The sequence below is a fragment of the Methylorubrum podarium genome (assembly GCF_022179745.1).
In the GTDB taxonomy this organism is placed as follows: domain Bacteria; phylum Pseudomonadota; class Alphaproteobacteria; order Rhizobiales; family Beijerinckiaceae; genus Methylobacterium; species Methylobacterium podarium.
The window spans coordinates 1-3,962 of sequence record NZ_BPRD01000664.1 but is presented as its reverse complement, the minus strand read 5'-3'; the positions used below and the strand labels follow the sequence as shown (position 1 = coordinate 3,962).

Below are 3,962 nucleotides of genomic sequence, written 5' to 3'. Positions count from 1 at the left end.
CGCCGCGCCGGGCGCGGGCAGGGGGGTGGGCAGAGGCGCGGGCGAGGGCGCAGGCAAGGGCGCGGGCGCGAGGACCAGCGCCTCGCGGGCGAGGCCGTCGAGCGCCGGATCGACGAGGATGACGCGGCGGCGGGCGAGGGAATCCGGCGTGGCGAGCGTCAGCATCCGCTTGGGGCAGGGGCCGAGACAGCCCGTCTCCAGCAGCCGGACCTTGCCGGCGCCCTTGCCGGACTCCTTCGCGAAGGCCTCGCCGCGCCCGCCCTGCCTGAGGGCCCGCTTGACGGCGCGGCCGATCTGCTTGCGGTCCACGCCCTGGCGCTTGGCGCATTTGCGGCAGACCAGCACGAGGTCCGAGAAGCTCGCCTTGGCCGTTCTGACCTTGGTCGTCCCAATTTGGGCCGTTCCAGCTTGGGCCGTCCCGTCCGGATCCTGCCGCCGTCCCACATGTCCCCCTGTCCGGCCCCGCGCGATTCGGGCCGTACCCCGATGTCCGGGGCGGTATCGCAGTCCCCCCGCCTTGGGCGCAATCCCGACCGATCGCCGCGCCATAAAAAGGGCCGAAAAGAACGTGACCTGAACCACCAGACAGGATGTCGCCCCGAGCTTGCCGAAGAGCCTCGTCCGTGCGCCTTGCCCGAGCGTATCGCGAAGGGCCGGGCGCGAGGCGCCTCGCGCGGGTGCGCTCCGGCCGCGGATCCGTGAGGACCCCCATTCGATGAGTTCCGACGACGAGGTCAAGCAGGCGACCCGGGTACGGCCGAGCCCGAGCGTCCAGTCGCTCATGGATCTCGCCCGGCGTTCCGTGCCGGATCTGCGGCGCAACGCCGAGACGATCGAACCGGTCGCGCCCGGCAAGGGCCGGCATCTCGGCGTGGCCCTGGTCGAGCGGGCGCGCCGCACCCTCGAATGGACCCGGCTGCCCGGCCTGCGGCCGCGGGAGGCGCGTCCGCCCGAGCGGATGGTCAAGCGGCTGTTCCGCGGCTACTGCCTGTTCGCGCTGGTGCCGACCGCGGTGGTCGGGCTCTACGTCTTCGTGATCGCCTCTCCGCAATACATCGTCGAGTCGCAGTTCGCCGTGCGCGGCAATGTCGAGCCGATGGCCAGCGCCGATCTCGGCCTGCACACCGACCTGATCCAGAAGCACAACAGCCAGGACAGCTTCATCCTGCGCGACTACATCGGCAGCCGGCCGATGGTGGAGGCCGTCGATGCCAAGCTCGGCCTCGCGAAGATGTTCTCGCAGGACGGGATCGACTTCTGGGCCCGCTACGGCGAAGGCCAGCCGGTCGAGAAGCTGGTGCGCTACTGGCGCCGGCACGTGGTGCCCCAGATCGATGCGATCTCCGGCGTGATCCACCTGAAGGTGCGCGCCTTCACCCCCGAGGATGCCGTCGCGATCTCGCAGGAGGTGATCGCCCGCTCCGAGACCCTGGTCAACGGCATCTCGCGCCGGGCCCAGGACGACATGATCGTCAACGCGAAGAAGGAGGTCGAGCAGTCGGCCGAGCGGCTCAAGCAGGCGCGGGTCGCGATCCAGGAGTTCCGCAACCGCTGGGGCATCATCGATCCGGTGAAGACGGCCGAGGCGGCCGTGACCACGATGGAGCTCCTGCGCAAGGACAAGATCAAGGCCGAGAACGACCTGCGCGTCCTGCGCGATTCCAAGCTCGACGAGAAGAGCCGCAGCATCCAGGTGCTCGTGGCCACCGTCGGCGCCCTCGACGGCCAGATCAAGGATCTGCAGAGCCGCCTCACCACCGACGGCATCGTCTCGAATGCCGAGCACAACCTCACCCAGGCGCTGCTCGAATACGAGAGCCTGATGGTCGAGCAGACGGTGGCGGAGAAGCTTCACGGCTCGCTGCAGCTGATCCTCGACCGCGCCCGGGTCGCGGCGGCCAAGCAGCAGATCTATCTGGCGACCTTCGTGCCGCCCCTGCTGCCGACCTATTCCGAGTACCCGGCCCCCTTCCACGCCGTGTTCGCGGCCCTGTTCTGCTTTACCGTCCTGTGGAGTTCGGTCTCGCTCGTGTCCGCCGCGGTCAACGACAACCGGCTCTGAGCGGCGGCCGGCGCGGGGCTCTCATCGAACGATTGTCGCTAAAACGATTCTCATGGCGGATTTCACCGACCTCATCGCCCGCGCCGTCAGCCCCTCCATGAGCCGGGAGGAGCGCGAGCAGGTCTACACGGTCGTCCGGCAGGCGGTGCAGCGGCTCCAGGAGCGCGAGAGCCTCGCCGGGGACGATCCCCGCATCCTGCTCCAGCGCCACCTGATCGAGGAGACGATCCGCGACGTCGAGTTCGACATCGTCCGCTTCCTCACCCTGCGCAAGATCGAGCAGGCGCGGGCGGCCCAGAACGCCGAGTACGAGGCGCAGTTCGCCAAGAAGCGGTGAGCCGCCGCCCGCGCTGGTCGAGCGGAAACGGTCTCAGCCGTAGGCCGCGACCGCCCGCACGCCGCCGGGCTCGGCCACCTGCACGCCGGCCTCGACATACTCGTTGAGCTTGTTGCGCAAGGTCCGGATCGAGATGCCGAGGATGCGCGCGGCATGCGTCCGGTTGCCGAGGCAATGGTCGAGGGTATCGAGGATCAGGTCGCGCTCGACCTCCGCCACGGTGCGCCCGACGAGGCCGCGGGTCGCGGCCTCCGCCGCGCTCGCCGCCCGCTCGACCGGGCCGGAGGCGGCGGGCGCCGCGAGCGACTCGCCCTCCGGGCTCAGGATCGCGTCCGGGCCGATGTCCGCGCCCTGGGCCAGCAGCACCGCGCGGTGGATCGTGTTCTCCAGCTCGCGCACGTTGCCGCGCCAGGGATTGCGGGCGACCAGCGCCTGCGCGTCGCGGGCCAGCGGCCGCAGCGGAAGCCCGTTCAGCTCCGCGTATTTGCGGGCGAAGTGGGCGGCGAGTTCGAGGATGTCGGCCATCCGTTCGCGCAAGGGCGGCAGGCGCAGGTGCACCACGTTGAGGCGGTAGAACAGGTCCTCGCGGAAGGTGCCCTTCTTCACCTCCTCGGCGAGGTTGCGGTTGGAGGTGGCGAGCACGCGGATATCGACCTTGACGGGGGCCGCGCCGCCGACCCGGTCGATCACCCGCTCCTGCAGGGCGCGCAGGAGCTTGGATTGCAGCCGCACGTCCATCTCGGAGATCTCGTCGAGGAGCAGCGTGCCGCCGTTGGCCTCCTCGAACCGGCCGATGCGCCGGGCGACCGCGCCGGTGAAGGCGCCCTTCTCGTGGCCGAACAGCTCGGATTCGAGCAGCGCCTCGGGGATCGCCGCGCAGTTGACCGAGACGAAGGGGCGGTTGCCCCGGTTCGACTTGGCGTGGACGTGGCGGGCCAGAACCTCCTTGCCGGTGCCGCTCTCGCCGGTGATGAGCACGGAGGCCTCCGAGCGGGCGACCTGCTCGGCGAGCCGGACCACGCGCTCCATCGAGGGGTCGCGCCAGACGAAGCTGCGGGCATCCGCCGCCACCGCCTCCAGCACCGCCGCGATCAGCTCCGGATCGGGGGGGAGGGGGATGTACTCCTTGGCGCCGGCCTGGATCGCCGCCACCGCGGCGCGGGCATCGGAGGCGATGCCGCAGGCCACCACCGGCGTGCGGATGCGCTCGTCGGCGAGCGCCTGGACCAGCCGGCGGATGTCGAGGCCGACATCGACCATGACGAGGTCGCCGCCCTTGGCGCGCAGGACCGCGAGGCCCTGGTCGATCCCCTCCGCGTGGGTGACCGAGGCCCCCCGGTGCATCGCGATCTTCGAGGCGGTGACGAGTTCGCCCGAGAGCCGTCCGACGATGAGCAGCCGCATGGCGTGGTATCTCCGAAAAGGTTTGCCGTCCGATCGCGTCTCCCACCCTCTCCCTCATCCTGAGGTGCCCGCTGATGCGGCACCTCAGGATGAGGGCACGGGTGGGACGAAGGATCAGTGATCGTTCTTGATGATCTCGGTCATGGTGACGCCGAGGCG

At 70.3% G+C, this 3,962-nt stretch carries 4 protein-coding genes; 2 read left to right on the top strand and 2 right to left on the bottom strand.

The genetic code is table 11. The annotated features are described in order from the left end of the window. Positions 1 to 444 (bottom strand): hypothetical protein (locus tag MFF42_RS25530; protein WP_238258770.1); only part of this gene is annotated, 444 nt, incomplete at its 3' end. Between the two features lie 271 nt (positions 445 to 715). Between MFF42_RS25530 and MFF42_RS25525 the strand changes: the two genes are divergently transcribed. Beyond that, complete coding sequence (locus MFF42_RS25525; RefSeq protein WP_238258769.1) at positions 716 to 2,062, top strand: KpsE/RkpR family capsule polysaccharide export protein; 1,347 nt, start codon at positions 716 to 718, stop codon at positions 2,060 to 2,062. A gap of 52 nt (positions 2,063 to 2,114) precedes the next feature. Further along, positions 2,115 to 2,399, top strand: coding sequence for a hypothetical protein (locus MFF42_RS25520; RefSeq protein WP_238224171.1), 285 nt, complete (start codon positions 2,115 to 2,117; stop codon positions 2,397 to 2,399). A 33-nt stretch (positions 2,400 to 2,432) separates the two neighbouring features. On the opposite strand, the gene flbD is transcribed toward MFF42_RS25520, so the two are convergent. Then, positions 2,433 to 3,803, bottom strand: a complete 1,371-nt coding sequence (flbD, locus tag MFF42_RS25515; RefSeq protein ID WP_238258768.1) for a sigma-54-dependent transcriptional regulator FlbD — start codon at positions 3,801 to 3,803, stop codon at positions 2,433 to 2,435. Positions 3,804 to 3,962: the final 159 nt, after the last annotated feature.